Annotated in this window: 10 protein-coding genes; 8 read left to right on the forward strand and 2 right to left on the reverse strand. The window is 69.4% G+C overall.

What is annotated here, in order from left to right; translation table 11 throughout:
- The first annotated feature begins 41 nt into the window (after nt 1-41).
- The 6 genes from QSK31_RS13795 (at nt 42) to QSK31_RS13820 (ending at nt 8431) form a co-directional block, all read left to right on the forward strand.
- Complete coding sequence (locus QSK31_RS13795; protein WP_285684061.1) at nt 42-794, forward strand: aquaporin; 753 nt, start codon at nt 42-44, stop codon at nt 792-794.
- A gap of 121 nt (nt 795-915) precedes the next feature.
- Nucleotides 916-1323, forward strand: a complete 408-nt coding sequence (locus QSK31_RS13800) for an arsenate reductase ArsC (RefSeq protein WP_285684063.1) — start codon at nt 916-918, stop codon at nt 1321-1323.
- Nucleotides 1324-1473: 150 nt separating this feature from the next.
- Complete coding sequence (locus tag QSK31_RS13805) at nt 1474-2493, forward strand: FAD-dependent oxidoreductase (RefSeq protein ID WP_285684467.1); 1020 nt, start codon at nt 1474-1476, stop codon at nt 2491-2493.
- 656 nt (nt 2494-3149) lie between these two features.
- Complete coding sequence (locus tag QSK31_RS13810) at nt 3150-4784, forward strand: heparinase II/III domain-containing protein (protein WP_285684064.1); 1635 nt, start codon at nt 3150-3152, stop codon at nt 4782-4784.
- A gap of 220 nt (nt 4785-5004) precedes the next feature.
- Nucleotides 5005-6600, forward strand: a complete 1596-nt coding sequence (locus QSK31_RS13815) for a heparinase II/III domain-containing protein (RefSeq protein WP_285684066.1) — start codon at nt 5005-5007, stop codon at nt 6598-6600.
- A gap of 241 nt (nt 6601-6841) precedes the next feature.
- The gene (locus tag QSK31_RS13820; RefSeq protein WP_285684068.1) at nt 6842-8431 is read left to right on the forward strand and encodes a Maf family protein; all 1590 of its coding nucleotides are present in this window, start codon (nt 6842-6844) and stop codon (nt 8429-8431) included.
- Here the strand turns inward: QSK31_RS13820 and metG are convergent.
- On the reverse strand, nt 8428-10224 hold the full coding sequence (gene metG, locus QSK31_RS13825) for a methionine--tRNA ligase (protein WP_285684070.1): 1797 nt from the start codon (nt 10222-10224) through the stop codon (nt 8428-8430). The two genes, QSK31_RS13820 and metG, sit on opposite strands and share 4 nt — an antisense overlap.
- Before the next feature lie 157 nt (nt 10225-10381).
- On the opposite strand from metG, the gene QSK31_RS13830 reads away from it, so the two are divergent.
- Nucleotides 10382-11692: a hypothetical protein gene (locus QSK31_RS13830; RefSeq protein WP_285684072.1), complete on the forward strand. Its 1311-nt coding sequence runs from the start codon at nt 10382-10384 to the stop codon at nt 11690-11692.
- Here the strand turns inward: QSK31_RS13830 and rsmI are convergent.
- On the reverse strand, nt 11686-12537 hold the full coding sequence (gene rsmI, locus QSK31_RS13835) for a 16S rRNA (cytidine(1402)-2'-O)-methyltransferase (RefSeq protein WP_502872951.1): 852 nt from the start codon (nt 12535-12537) through the stop codon (nt 11686-11688). The two genes, QSK31_RS13830 and rsmI, sit on opposite strands and share 7 nt — an antisense overlap.
- 74 nt (nt 12538-12611) lie before the next feature.
- Between rsmI and QSK31_RS13840 the strand changes: the two genes are divergently transcribed.
- A complete protein-coding gene (locus QSK31_RS13840) occupies nt 12612-14183 on the forward strand; it encodes a dolichyl-phosphate-mannose--protein mannosyltransferase (protein ID WP_502872952.1) in 1572 nt (523 codons plus the stop codon).
- The last annotated feature ends 734 nt before the right edge of the window (nt 14184-14917 follow it).

Consider the following 14917-nt stretch of genomic DNA (forward strand, 5'->3'; position numbering starts at 1 on the left):
CCCGCCCTCACCTGCCCTTAGCATCTGGAGAGCCCGTACTCATGAACCCTGTTGCGACCTGGCGGCGACTGTTGGCCGAGTTCGTCGGCACCGCGCTGCTGGTCACCGCCGTCGTCGGCTCCGGCGTCATGGCGACCACCCTGTCGCCCGACGACGTCGGCCTGCAGTTGCTCGAAAACTCGGTCGCCACCGCGTTCGCGCTCGGTGCGCTGATCCTGACGTTCGGGCGGGTATCCGGCGCGCACTTCAACCCGGTCGTGTCCGCCGCGGACTGGTTCCTCGGCCGCCGTACCGGGACCGGCATGAGCGCCGCCCACCTCGGCGGGTACGCCATCGCCCAAACGCTCGGGGCGATCGCCGGGTCGATCCTGGCGAACCTGATGTTCGACCTGGCCGCCGTCGACTTCTCCGGCAAAGACCGCTCCGCCGGACACCTGTGGCTCGGCGAGGTCGTCGCCACCACCGGATTGATCTTGCTGATCTTTGCCCTGGCCCGCTCCGGTCGGTCCACGGTCGCCCCGGCAGCGGTAGGCGCCTACATCGGAGGCGCCTACTGGTTCACCTCCTCGACCAGCTTCGCCAACCCGGCCGTCACGATCGGCCGGGCCTTCACCGACACCTTCGCCGGGATCGCACCCGCCTCCGTGCCCAGCTTCATCGGCGCCCAGATCATCGGCCTCGTCGTCGGTGCCGGGCTCCTGCTCGCCCTCTATCCGGGGGTCGGGCAGAGCGCTGACGAGGTCGTCGTCCACCAAGACGCGACCGAACCGGCCGCACCGGCGGCCCGCCGATGACCCACCCATGACCAGCCCTGCCCCACACCGTACGGACCCGTTCCGTGCACTGATCAACACTGCCTACGGCACCGGACAACACCAGGCACTGAACGCCACCAACAACCAGGAGAGACACCCGATGAGTGACAAGCCCAGCGTCCTGTTCGTCTGCGTGCACAACGCCGGCCGCTCCCAAATGGCCGCCGGATGGCTACGCCACCTCGCCGGGGACACCGTCGAGGTCCGCTCGGCTGGCTCCGCCCCGGGCAAGACCATCAACCCGGCCGCCGCCGAGGCCATGGCTGAGGTCGGCATCGACATCACCGACCAAACACCCAAGAAGCTGGAATGGGAAACCGCCGAAAGCAGCGACGTAATCATCACCATGGGCTGCGGCGACGCCTGCCCCATCTTCCCGGGCAAGCGCTACGAGGACTGGAAACTTGAGGACCCGGCTGGTCAGGGCGTCGAGGCTGTGCGCCCGATCCGCGACGAGATCAAGGCCAGGATCGAGAAACTGCTCGCCGAGCTCGTCCCGGCCGCCTGACATGGAGCCCGATGTGGTCCGAAACCTGATCATCATCGGCTCGGGACCGTCCGGTTACACGGCCGCGCTGTATGCGGCTCGGGCGAACCTGAAGCCACGGTCGCCTTCGCCTACGACCGGCTGGTCATCGGCACCGGCGCTGTTCCCGCCCTGCCGCCCATCAACGGCATCGACCACCTCGGCCCCGCCGACGGTGTGCACGTCCTGCACTCGATGGGCGATATGTTCGCCGTGGTGCAATCCCTGGAAGAGCGCCAGGCACGCACCGCGATCATCGTCGGCGCCGGCTACATCGGCCTGGAGATGGCCGAAGCACTCACCACGCGCGGCCTCGCCGTCACCCTGCTGGAACAGCTCGACCAGGTCATGCCCACCATCGACGCCGACCTCGCAGCACCACTGGCCGACCACCTACGCGAGCACGACGTCAACGTCCAGCACGGCACCAAAGTACGAGCCATCACCGCGAACGGCGGCGCACTGACCGTCGACACCGACCGGGGCAACCACCACGGCGACATCGTTCTCATCGTTACCGGCGTACGACCCGACACTGAGCTTGCTGCGACGGCCGGGGCCGAACTCGGCCTCCGAGCGGCCATCGCCGTCGACCGGCACATGCGCACCAACCTGCCCGACGTCTACGCCGCCGGTGACTGCGTGCACACCTACCACCGCCTCCTCGACCGCCACGTCTACCTACCACTGGGCAGCACCGCCCACAAACAAGGCCGCGTCGCCGGCGTCAACGCACTCGGCGGCAACGCCACCTTCGCGGGATCGCTGGGCACTCAGGCCGTCAAGGTCTTCGATCTCGTCACCGCGGGGACCGGCCTGCGTGACCACGCCGCCCGCGACGCGGGCTACGACCCGGTCACCGTCGCCACCACCGACGACCACAAGGCTTACTACCCCGGCGCCACGCCCATCCGCATCCGCGTCACCGCAGACCGCTCCACCGGCCGCCTGCTCGGCGCTCAGATGCTCGGCTCACGTGGCGCGGAAGTCGCCAAACGTATCGACACCTTCGCCACCGCCATCAGCTACGGCGCCACCGTCGCCGACATCGCCGACCTGGACCTGTCTTACACCCCACCACTCGGTAGCCCCTGGGACGCTGTCCAAATCGCCACCGACACCTGGAGACGTACCGTCGGCGCCTCAGCTTGAGGCCAGTTGGGAGATGCGGCAGGCACGGCCTGGTGCGGCGGCGCAGAAATCTTCTGGTGCCCCCGGGGCAGGGAACCAATCTGCGATAGATAGCCACCGCTACCGCCACGCCACCGGACGGCCCCGGGCGTCGGATGCCCCCCGTTTACCCCCCGAAAACCCCTGCAAGTGGTGACCCTCGGTGATAGGCGTTGACAAGCCCCGGCCCAGGTTTGCGCAGGCCAACGGCAACTTCTAACGATCAATGACAAGTCCGGGACCGTGACTTTCGGTAAGAGGGGGTCTGGGGTTCAAATCCCCACAGCTCCACCAACAATCAGTGGCCTTCGTCCGCGGAAAGCGGGGACCGAGGCCACTCTTCATTTCCGCTCCGGTATCGCTTTTTCGCATAGGCGGAAAGTGTTGCTCGAAATCGCGGTCATTCTTCTGACAGCGGCATTGGCATGATCGCAGTGGTGGCGCGGATAGAGGCGTCTGCGCAGCTCAACGGGTGTGTGGTGCATTGCCGTGGGCGCGACTGGACGCAAAGGCGACGATCCATCGACCTGGATGGCACGTTAGGGGGATGATGCACCCCCTCGCCCGGATGTTCCCATGCTGGGATGAAAAGGGTTCGCGTGTCTGGCGCGGGGGTCGCTGCGCTTGCCCTGTTAACCGTGTTCGTCGCTCCGCCGTCGCCCGCGGCGGCCGCTGATGTGCACGTGATCCCACCCGACCCGGTGGCGATCGACGATCTGGGCGCGTTGCTCGAAATCTATGGCGCGTCCGCCACCAAGCCGCGAGCACGGGTCGCGGATCCGACGGCGACAGCCGGTTGCGGCAGCCCCGCTGTCGATCCGGTGCTCGACGACGAACGTATCGTCGTCAAGATCGAGCCCGTCCACTCCTTCACCGTGGGGGCCATCCCGGCCTCGTCGTGGCGCAACCCGCCGTCGGCCGATCCGACCTGGCGGCTCAACTATCTCGGTCTGATGTGGATGAAATCGATCGCCCGGCGGGCGGCGATGGACGGTCAGACCAAGGCGCTGACGGTCATCGTCAATCAGGCGCTGAAGTTCTATCAGCAGAACCCCGACCCGGGTAGCAACAAGTACGGGTGGGACGAGGGCACCGCGCTGCGACGGCTCGAGACCATGAACTGCCTGTATGCGTTGACGAACAACCCCGCGCTGCGGCCGGGCATGTGGGCCGACGCCAAGGTGCAGATGGGCACCCGGTACTACGGGCCGCCGAACTACAAGGTGCACAACCACGGCCTGATGGCCAACCTGCAACTGCTCCGCGCGGGCCAGCAGCTCAACATTCCGGAGTGGCGGAAACTCGCCGCCGACCGGATGGCGAGCGAGGCGCCGAAGTCGTTCTCGGGGGCCGGCACCTCGTTCGAGCAGTCGTCGATGTACCAGGGGGTCAACGCGACCCTGTGGGGCACGGCGGTGACCAAACTGACCGAGGCGGGCAACACCACCGCGGCCGGCAAGGTCAACAAGGTGGTCGGCCCGGCCAGGGTCGTCTACCAGTGGATGACCCAGCCGGACGGGAACATCACCCAGGTCGGCAACTCGTACGAGCAGGCGGGGCAGAAGGGTTCGCTGACCGCCCCGCGGGTGTTCCGGGACATGCAGACCGGCTGGGCGATCGGCCGGTGGTCGTGGACCGACCCGAACGCGGTCTACTACACGATCCGTACCGGTCCGTCGAAGTTCGCGCACGGCCAGCATGACCGGGCCGGCGGCGTGACGTTCTCGGCGAAGGGTGTCCGGGTCCTGGTGGGTCCGGGTGCCTTCTCGTACGACACGACGAACAACTACGCGCTCTACCAGATGGGACCGCAGAGCCAGAACGTGGCGCTGCCGGGCGGCAAGGCCGTGACGAACGCCGGTGGCACGTTCACCGCGTGGAAGGAACAGGCGCCGGCGCACGCCTGGACGGTCTCGGACAAGATGTTCGGGGTGGCACACACCCGGGGCGTCAACATCAACCGGGACACCGTGGCGATGCGGGTCAGCGACAGCTTCCCGTCGTCGGTGTCGGTGTGGCGGCAGTACTGGCACCTCGACCCGAAGTGGACGCTCGTGTCCGGCGGGGCGAACGGCGTCAAGCTGGTGTTCGCGCACCCGTCCGGGCGGCGGCTGACGGTCACCACGAACGGCCGGGTGTCCAACGTCGTGAAGGGCGTCACCCGGCCACCGGCCGGCTGGCACTTCCCGAAGTTCGGGTCGCGGGTGCAGGGTTACGAGGTCGTGATCCGCTCCTACGGCCGGGCGAGCACGACCACGTTCCAGGTCAGCTGAGACACGCACGACGAGCGCGGCCGGCCTTGGTGCCGGCCGCGTTTCGCGTCTGTTGTGGATCTCATCACTGGGAGATATGTACGAAAACCTGAAGACGCGTAGCGATGGATAGTGTTCGATCGCGGGCATGATGAGAACGCTTCGCGTACTGGTTTCGGGGGTTGTCGCGAGCGCACTGCCATTGGTGTTGCTGGCGACGCCGGCCTCCGCGGCAGCTGACGTGCATGTAGTCCCCTCCGACCCGCTGGTGTCCGACGACGCCAAGGCCGTTGTCGAGACCTACCGGGCGGTCGTCCCGTCCGTGCGGAAGAAGAAGCTGGACGACCCGACGGCCAACTATGGTTGTGGCGCCGCCGCGGCCGACCCGGTTCCCGACGGCGAACCGATCGTGGTGAGCCTGCCGCCGGGGCCGAACTTCACCGTCGGCTCGATCCCGGCGTCGTCCTGGCGCAACCCGCCGGAGACCGACGCCACCTGGAAGATGAACTACCTGGGCCTGATGTGGATGAAGGGCCTGGCCCGCCGGGCGGCGATCGACGACCAGCAGCAGTCGCTGCAGGCCCTGGTCGACCAGGCGGTCAAGTACTACCAGCAGAACCCGGACCCGGGCACCGCCGTCGACGGGTGGGACGAGGGCACCGCGCTGCGGCGCCTGGAGTCGATGAACTGTCTCTACGCCCTGACCCAGGCCGAGGTCCTGCGGCCGGGCATGACGTCCGACGCCAACGTGCTGCTCAGCGCGCGCTACTACGGCCCGCCGAACTTCCCGGTGCACAACCACGGCCTGATGGCCAACCTGCAGCTCGTCCGGGCGAGCGTGCTGCTCGGCGTCGCGAACTGGAAGAGCACCGCGATCCGTCGCCTGACCGACGAGGCGCCGCAGGTGTTCTCGTCGCTGGGCGTCTCGTGGGAGCAGTCGTCGTCGTACCAGAACGTCAACGCCCTCGGCTGGAAGCTGGCGGCGGACGTGCTGCGTGAGTCGGGTGAGACCTCCGCGGCCGACAACATCATGGTCACCGTGGCCAAGGCGAAGACCGCCTGGGAGTGGATGACCGAGCCGGACGGCAAGATCGTGCAGATCGGCGACTCTGACGAGGAGCCCGGCGCGACCAGCACGCTGACCACGCCGCGGAACTTCCGGGACGACCAGACCGGCTGGGCGATCGGCCGCTGGTCGTGGACCGACCCGCAGGCCGCCTACTACTCGGTCCGCTACGGCCCGGCCCGGCGCGCGCACGGCCAGCACGACCGCGCGGGCGGCGTGACGTACTCGGTGAAGGGCGTCCGCGTCCTGGTGAACCCGGGACGTTTCTCCAACGACCGGACCGAGAACTACAACCTGTACGGCCTGAGCCCGCAGAGCCACAACGTCGCGCTCCCGGACGACCCGGAGGTCACCAACAACGGTGGCTCGATCACCGCGGCGACGATCACCGGCCCGGCTCACGCGTACGCCGTCTCGGACACCATGTTCGGCATCGCGCACACCCGGGACATCAACGTCAACCGGGACACCGCGACCATGCGGGTGACGGACAACTTCCCGGCCAAGGACCTGTGGCGGCAGTACTGGCACCTGGACCCGGCCTGGACCGTCGTCTCGGCGCCGCTGAACGGCACCCAGCTGGTGTTCTCGCACCCGTCCGGGCGCCGGCTGACGATCACCACCACCGGCCGGACGTCCAGCATCGTCCAGGGCATCACCCGCCCGCCGGCGGGCTGGCACTTCCCGGAGTTCGGGGTTCGGGTCTGGAACAACGAGATCGTGCTGCGCTCGTACGGTCGCGCGAGCGTCACGACCTTCACCGTCAGCTGACCCTTCGATCACAGGGCGGCGCGATCGTCAGGCCGCGCCGCCCTCGGTCGATCTTTCAGTTGTGGGATTCGACCGGAAAGCTGAGGACGCCCAGGGTTTCGTAAGGTTCGATGCCTTGGTGCGAAAATGGGTTCGGGTGGTTTCGGGGGTCGCCGCGACAGCTGTTGCGGCTGGATCAATCTTTCTCACGTCGGCGACGTCGGATGCCGCGGATGCTCATGTCATCCCGTTCGATCCGCTGGTGATCGACGACGCCAAGGCGCTGCAGGATGTGTACGGCCTGGTCGGCGCCTCGCCGCGAGCGCAACGGTCGGCGGCAGCTGCCGCCGACGATGACCCGACGGCGACCGCCGGTTGTGGTCCCGCGGCGACGTCGCCGGTGAACGACGGCGACCCGATCGTGGTCAGCATGCCGCCCGCGCCGGCGTTCACCGTCGGGAAGATCGCCTCCACGTCGTGGCGCAATCCACCGTCGGCCGACCCGACGTGGCGGATGAACTACCTGGGCCTGATGTGGATGAAGTCGCTGGCCAGGCGGGCCGCGATCGACGGGCAGACCGGTGCGCTGGATGCTCTGGTCGACCAGTCGGTGAAGTTCTACCAGCAGAACCCGGACCCGAAGAACATCAGCTACGGCTGGGACGAGGGCACCGCGCTGCGCCGCCTCGAATCGATGAACTGCCTGTACGCGCTGACCCAGGACGCGAAGCTGAAGCCGGGCATGACCGCCGACGTCAACGTGCTGTTCAGCTCGCGCTACTACGGCCCGCCGAACTACAAGGTGCACAACCACGGCCTGATGGCCAACCTCCAACTGGTCCGGGCGAGTGACCAGCTCGGGGTCGCCTCCTGGAAGGCCGCCGCGGTCAAGCGGATGGTGAGCGAGGCGCCGCAGGTGTTCTCCAAGCTCGGCATCGCGCACGAGCAGTCGTCGGAGTACCAGAACGTCAACGCCAACCTGTGGACCTCGGCGGCGAACGCGCTCGAGGCGGCCGGCGAGACGTCCGCGGCGACCAGTATCCGGGCGACCGTGACGAAGGCGCGCACCGCGTACGAGTGGATGACCGAGCCGGACGGCAAGATCGTCCAGATCGGCGACTCCGACCAGGTCGTGGGTGTGAAGGGTTCGCTGACGGCGCCGCGCGTGCTGCGCGACGACCAGACCGGCTGGGTGATCGGCCGCTGGTCGTGGACCGACCCGAACGCCGTCTTCTACACGATCCGGTACGGCCCCTCGCGGTGGGCGCACGGCCAGCACGACCGCGCGGGCGGCGTGACGTTCACCGGTAAGGGCGTTCGTGCCCTGGTCGGCCCGGGCCGGTTCTCCTACGACAAGGCCAACAACTACGCGCTCTACCAGCTCAGCCCGTCGAGCCACAACGTGGCGCTGCCGTCGGGCAAGGCGGTCACGAACGCGGGCGGCACGATGGCCGCAGCCACCGTCCAGACGGCGGCGCACGGCTGGTCGGTCAAGGACACGATGTTCGGGATCGCGCACACCCGGGGTGTCAACGTCAACCGGGACACCACGACCATGAAGGTCAGCGACACCTTCGGCGGAGGCGCCACGCTGTGGTGCCAGTACTGGCACCTCGACCCGGCGTGGAAGCTCACCTCGGGCGGGCCGAACGGCGTGAAGCTGGTCTTCACCCACCCGTCCGGCCGCAAGCTCACGGTGACCACCACCGGCCGGGTGTCCAGCCTCGCGAAAGGCATCACCCGGCCGCCGGCCGGCTGGAACTTCCCGAAGTTCGGATCCCGGGTCCAGAACTACGAGATCGTGATCCGCTCGTACGGGAAGGGCAGCATCACGACCTTCCAGATCAGCTAGCTGGAGAGGCGGGCCAGTTCCTCCTCGATCACCGTGGTGTCGAGCTTCTTGAAGACCGGTTTCGGCGCAGCCAGCGGCGTTCCGGCCTCCAGAGGCACCGACTCCCAGCGGGCGCCGACGGTGTAGTCGCCGGTGAGGATCGGGTAGGAGGGCCCGCCGTCCAGGTCCTCCACCTCGACGATCGACGGCATCGGCTGGTGCGTGCCGGTGCTGCCGAGCAGCTCGTGGACCTTCTGTGCGGAGTGCGGCAGGAACGGGCTGAGCAGCGTGTTCGCGTCGCTGACCACCTGCAGCGCCACGTGCAGGACCGTGCCCATCCGCGGCTTGTCGGCCTCGTCCTTGAGCTTCCACGGCGCCTGGTCGGACAGGTACTTGTTGGCCTCGGCCACCACGCGCATGGCCTCGCCGATCGCTGCCTTCTGCCGGTGCTTGCCGATCAGCTCGCCGACCGTTGTGAAGCCCTCCCGAGCCACCGCGAGAAGCGCCTCGTCCTCCGGGGTGAGGTCGATCGCGGGCGGCACGAAACCGAAGTTCTTGGCCGCCATCGAGATCGAGCGGTTGACCAGGTTGCCCCAGCCGGCGACCAGCTCGTCGTTGTTCCGGCGGACGAACTCGGCCCAGGTGAAGTCGGTGTCGTTGGCCTCCGGCCCGGCCGCCGCGATGAAGTAGCGCAGCGCGTCCGGGTCGTACCGGGACAGGAAATCGCGCACGTAGATGACCACGCGGCGGGACGAGGAGAACTTCTTGCCCTCCATCGTCAGGTACTCCGACGAGACGACCTCGGTGGGCAGGTTGAGCCGGCCCAGGCTGCCCGGCTCGCCGCCGGAGTCGCCCTCGCCGGAGTAGCCGAGCAGGATGGCCGGCCAGATCACCGAGTGGAAGACGATGTTGTCCTTGCCCATGAAGTAGTAGGCCAGCGAGTCCTTGCCCTCGCCGTCCGCCGACCACCACTTGCGCCAGGCCTCGGGGTCGCCGGTGCGGCGGGCCCACTCGACCGACGCCGACAGGTAGCCGATGACCGCGTCGAACCACACGTAGATGCGCTTGTCGTTGCGGTCACGCCAGTCGTCCAGCGGGATCGGCACGCCCCACTCCAGGTCGCGGGTGATCGCCCGGGGCTGGAGGTCGTCGAGCAGGTTGCGGCTGAACTTCAGGACGTTGGGCCGCCAGTTCTCCCGCTGGTCCAGCCAGTTGCCGATCGCCTGGGCGAAGGCGGGCAGGTCGAGGAAGAAGTGCTCGGTCTCGACGAACTCGGGCACCTCGCCGTTGATCTTCGACCGTGGGTTGATCAGCTGCTCGGGGTCGAGCTGGTTGCCGCAGTTGTCGCACTGGTCGCCGCGGGCGCTGTCGTAGCCGCAGATCGGGCAGGTGCCCTCGATGTAACGGTCGGGCAGGGTGCGACCGGTGGACGGCGACTTCGCGCCGAGCGTGGTCTTGCGGATGATGTAGTTGTTGGCCAGCAGCCCGCCGAACAGCTCCTGGGTGACCGCGTAGTGGTTGCGCGTGGTGGTGCGGGTGAACAGGTCGTACGACAGGCCGAGGCCGTGCAGGTCCTCGACGATCACCCGGTTGTAGCGGTCGGCCAGCTCACGGGGGGTCACCCCGTCGGCGTCGGCCTGCACCTGGATGGGCGTGCCGTGCTCGTCGGTGCCGGAGACCATGAGCACGTCGTGGCCGGCCATCCGCATGTACCGGCTGAAAACGTCGGAGGGCACCCCGAAGCCGGAGACATGACCGATGTGACGCGGGCCGTTGGCGTAGGGCCAGGCGACCGCGGCGAGAACGTGACTCATGCTTCCAGCGTAGTGACACGCTCGGTAGGGCTGCGAGCGAGTGGGGCTCAGCCTTCAGTCAGGTCAGGGGCGGTGGTGGGGCGGAGGCTGGGCGATTTAGCCCGACACGCCCGGGTTGGTTCGTGATCGTCATGAAAATGTGGCGTCTACTGGGCGAGTGACCGGAGACGCGCCGCAACCAGGGGAAACGCCCCGCGCTGAGAGCGAGCTGTGGTCCTTTCCCGACCCCAACACCGCGTGGTGGCGGATCGAGGAGGAGCGCGACCGGGCCGACGCGCTCGCCGAGGCGGCGGCCGCCCGGCCACGACACCCGCGGCGGCGGACCGGGCCGAACACCCCGGCCAACGCGGTCCCACCGGCGTACGGCGGCACCGAACCGGCCTTCGCTCCGGAAGCCCTGGACGCGCACGCGGCCGGCGCCCACGACCTCGCCGGAGCTCTGGAGGCGCCACCCGCCGCCCTGGTCGAGGCCGAGCAGGAAGAGCGGATCGAGCAGGTGGAGGCCCTCGCGGCCGCGCGGGCGATCGAGGACGCGACCCCCGAGCCGGAGCCGGTCGAGCGCGATCACGATCGGCGACCCAAAACCCGCTACAACCCACCCAAGACCGAGGAGGGGTACGCCGTGAGCAGCGCCGACGACGCACCGGCGGAACCATCGGCCGCCCCGGACGCCGCACCCGCCGAGATCCCCGGTGACAAGACGGACGGCGTACCCGAAGTCATGGTCCTGCCCGAGCCCAAGGACCGCGGCCCGGTGCCGGAGCAATCACCTCCGCACGTCTCCCGCCTGGGCCGGGTCGCCGAGGACGCTAAGCGCGAGCGCCTGGAGAACCACCCGTTCTGGCTGACCGAGGAGGAGCGCGCCGCGGCCGGCAACGCCTGGCCCGCCCCGGAGATGCGGCAGCGCCTGGCCACCGCCACCGAACCGCCCGAAGGGCTGCGCGGGAAGCCACCGGCGAGGACGCCGCCGACGCCCCGCGGACCGGCGGCCGGACTGCTCGGTCTGGTGACGATGGCGCTGATCGCGGCGTTCTTCTCGTGGGTCAGCGCGGAACCGTTCTGGCTGGCGGTCGGGCACGGCGACCGCGGCGTCGCCACCGTCTCGCGGTGCGTGGGCAGCGGCATCACCCAGCGGTGCCAGGGCTCGTTCACGACCGACGACGGCGGCTTCTCGGTGGAGAAGGTCACGCTGCTCGGGGTGAATGCGACCTCCCGGAACACCGGGGCGATCGCGCCGGCCCGGATGGTCAGCCCGGACAGCCGGCAGGCGTACGTCGGCGACGCCGGCCCGATGCTGCACCTGCGCTGGACCCTCGGCTTCGTGCTGGTGGTGCTCTGCGGTTACGGCATCGCCGGGATGACCGGGGCGCGGCGGCTGGAGTCCGCGCGTTCCCGGCGCAACGCCGTGCTGATCAGCCTGGCCGGACCGGTCCTGCTGCTGCTCGGCTTCCTGGCCGCCGCCTACTGATCGGAGTGGACCAGCGCGTAGACCTCCCGGCGGCGCAGGCCGTGCGCCGTCGCCACGGCCGTGATCGCGTCACGCCGGGAGTCGCCGGCCGCCTCCCGCCCGGCCACCGCGGCGCGCAGGACGTCGTCGGCGGGCCGCTCGGCGGCGGTGACCGGGGCGCCGCCCAGCACCAGGGTGATCTCGCCACGCGGCGGCACGGCGGCGGCCCCGTCGGCCAGCTCGGACAGCGTTCCGCGCCGGATCTCCTCGTACGTCTTGGTCAGCTCCCGGCAGATCGCCGCCGGCCGCTCCGGACCGAACGTGGCGACCAGGTCGGCCAGCGCGTCACCCACCCGGTGCGGCGCCTCGAAGAGGATCAGCGTGCGCGGCTCGGCGGCCAGCTCGCGCAGCCGGGAGCGGCGGGCCGACCCGGAGCGCGGCAGGAAACCCTCGAAGACGAACCGGTCGCTGGGCAGGCCGGACAGGGCCAGCGCGGTGGTCACGGCGCTGGGGCCGGGCGCCGCCGTCACCGGGAAACCGGCGTCCAGGGCGGCGCGGACCAGACGGTAGCCGGGGTCGGAGACGCTCGGCATGCCGCCGTCGGTCACCACCGCGACGGTCTGCCCGGCGCGAAGAGCTTCAACCAGTTCGGGCGTACGCCGCTCCTCATTGCCCTCGAAGTACGACACGATCCGCCCGCCGACCGTGACGCCGAGGTCGCGCGCCAGGCGGGCCAGCCGCCGGGTGTCCTCGGCGGCGACGACGTCCGCGGTCGTCAGGATGTCGCGCAGCCGCTGCGACGCGTCGCCCGTGTTGCCCAGCGGCGCTCCGGCGAGCACCACCCGTCCCGTGCTGTCTTCTGCCACGCCGAGAAGTCCACCACACCGCGCCATGCCGCCTGGACGAGCCGGGCCGCGGGCATTCGGCCTACCATCGCGGGGTGAGTTTGGCCACCGACATCGCGCCCGCCCCCGTCGAGTCCGATCCGGCTCCCGTCGGGAAGCGACGGGTACCCGACGTCGTCCGCCGCCGGTTGTCGACGCTCGACAACTGGCTCAACCCGTACTCCTGGCTGGTCACGCTCGTGATCGTCGGGCTCGCGGCGATCCTGCGGCTGGTGGGCATCAGCAAGCCCAAGGGCTACATCTTCGACGAGATCTACTATCCGACCGACGCCTGGGACATGCTGAAACACGGCGTGGAGTGGGACGAGCGGAACAACGGTCCCGCCTACGTGGTGCATCCGCCGCTGGGCAAGTGGCTGATCGCGCTGGGCGAGAAGGCGTTCGGCAACACCGAGCTGGGCTGGCGTTTCCCGGCCGCGATCGCCGGCACGCTGATGATCCTGATCCTGATCCGGGTCGCGTACCGGATGTTCCGCTCGATCGTGCTGGCCGGGGTGGCCGGCCTGCTGATGACGCTGGACGGCTTCCACCTCGTGCTGTCGCGGACGTCACTGCTGGACATCTTCCTGGGGCTGTTCATCCTGGCCACGTTCGCGGCGCTGGTCATCGACCGGGACGCGCACCGGCGGCGCTGGTTGCGCGCCCTGGAGGACGGGTTCGACGCGGACACCGCGCGGCGGCTGCCACATTTCGTGCCGTGGTGGCTGCTCGTCGCCGGGGTGATGTTCGGGCTGGCCTGCGGCGTGAAGTGGAGCGCCCTGTTCTTCGCGCCGTTCTTCGCGATCCTGGTGGTGGCCTGGCGGATCGGGGCGCGGCGGTCGGCCGGGATCCGGCGGCCGATCAGCGTACGGATCGGCGGCGACCTGGGCTGGCTGGTGCTCAGCTTCACCCTGACCGTGGTCTTCTACCTCGCCACCTGGACCGGCTGGTTCGTCACCAATTCCGGGTACTTCCGGCACTGGCGCGAGGCGAACAACATGAGCGAGCCGCCGATCCTGGGCGCGCTGCTCAACCTGATGCACTACCACCACCAGGCGTACACGTTCCACAGCGGCCTGACCGACCGGCACCCGTACCAGTCCTGGCCGTGGCAGTGGCTGCTGCTGGGCCGGCCGGTCGCCTTCCACTGGAACGGCACCGGCACCGCCTGCGGGGCGAACACCTGCGCCACCGAGATCCTGCTGCTGGGCACGCCGATCCTGTGGTGGTCGTTCCTGCCCGCGATCGGGGCGCTGATCTGGTTCGGGATCGCCCGGCGCGACTGGCGGGCGTACGCGATCGGCGCCGGCCTGATCGGTGGCCTGGTGCCGTGGTTCTACTACGCGATCGCCGACGGTCGGACGATGTTCTCGTTCTACGTGCTGCCGGCGCTGCCGTTCCTGATCCTGGCGGTGACCTACGCGCTGGGTGCCATCATGACGCCGCCGGGCGGGATCGAGGCGGGCGAGAGACGGTCCGACCGGCAGCTGGTCGGGACGGTGATCGCGGCGGCCTATGTGGCGATCGTGGCGCTGTGCTTCGCCTACTTCTACCCGATCTTCGTGGGGCAGACGATTCCGTACGAGGCCTGGCAGGCGCGGATGTGGCTCGGATCCCGCTGGATCTAGGCAGGTCTCGAGCGGATCCGCCTGTGCTGAGCCGGCCTCTCGCGCTGGCCGGGCCCCTCTCGCGCTGGGCGGGCCTTCTCTCGCGCTGGGCGGGCCCCTGCCGCGCTGGGCGGGCCCCTGCCGCGCTGGCCGGGCCCCTCGCGCGCTGGCGGGGTCTCTCGCGCTGGCCGGGCTTCGTTCGCTGAGCGGGCCCTTTGCGCCGAGCCGAGCCTTCGCGTTGGTCGTCCGCGCTGAGTGGGCCGCTCGCGGCGGGCTGCGGGTAGAGCAAGGGCTCGCCAGGCCGCCGGGTGCCCGCTCGGCCTTTCTGCCGCCGCTCGCGGTGGCTGCGGAGCGGGCAGTGGTAGGACCGGGCGGTATCCGGGCCTCGGACACCGCCTTGTGTTACCACTTTCCGCGGCTGGGGTAGCGGAGGGCGGTATTCCGGAGCTGAAGGCGCGCTGGGCTACCACCTGCTGCGCGGGCTACCACTGGCTGCGCGGGTTACCCAGGCTGCGTGGCCTACCACCGGCTGCGTCGGCTACCGCCGGCTGCGGCCGTTAGCGGCGGGTGGGCATAGACATAGAGAAGCGCGCTCCGATCGCCTGCCACGGGGGAAGCGGGCGATAGGAGCGCGCACCACGAAGCTTAGCCATGGGGACCTGTGTCCACAACGGCTCTCCATACTTAATCATCGGGATTTCGGGCCAACTTGGGTCGCGCACGCACGGTCTTCGCGGCACGCTCGGTCCACTCCA

This window comes from Actinoplanes sp. NBRC 103695 (assembly GCF_030269485.1).
Taxonomy (GTDB): domain Bacteria; phylum Actinomycetota; class Actinomycetes; order Mycobacteriales; family Micromonosporaceae; genus Actinoplanes.

Bases quoted from the DNA above. Each gene is read 5' to 3' on its own strand.
- QSK31_RS13795 (WP_285684061.1), top strand. From the start codon at position 42: ATGAACCCTGTTGCGACCTGGCGGCGACTGTTGGCCGAGTTCGTCGGC.
- QSK31_RS13800 (WP_285684063.1), top strand. From the start codon at position 916: ATGAGTGACAAGCCCAGCGTCCTGTTCGTCTGCGTGCACAACGCCGGC.
- metG (WP_285684070.1), bottom strand. From the start codon at position 10,224: ATGAGTCACGTTCTCGCCGCGGTCGCCTGGCCCTACGCCAACGGCCCG.